The organism is Candidatus Nanopusillus massiliensis (assembly GCF_920984865.1).
In genome coordinates this window covers 493,442-493,902 of sequence record NZ_OV100765.1, presented here as the reverse complement: position 1 = coordinate 493,902, position 461 = coordinate 493,442, and positions in this window count along the sequence as shown.

The following is a 461-nucleotide window of genomic DNA, read 5'->3' as shown; positions in this document are numbered from 1 at the left end:
TTTGGTGGATTATATAAAATAAAGTTTTCATTGCAATATTTTAATATATTTTGATTNNNNAAAAAAGCAACCATTAAAATAATAACAACAATTTATATTATTTCCATTACATGCTTGAATTGATAAATTATATGAAGATATACAAATAAAAGAAAAATTGTAATTAATATCTTCTGTATAATTTTCAAAATATAATGTATAATTAGATATATAATTATATCCAAAATTTTGATATATATATGTTATTTGATCTTCAAAATTTTCTCCTATTAAATTTGGATTAATATTCTTTATTGGAGAAATATTGTAATATGTAATAAAAGATAAAATAATGATAATTGCAATTGTTGCTAATAATATATATTNNNATCTCATCCAAATATAATTAATATATATGGATTAAAATAAGTTTGGCCTGCATCTAAATATTCAAATATTGGTCCAATGATTTTGTATATATG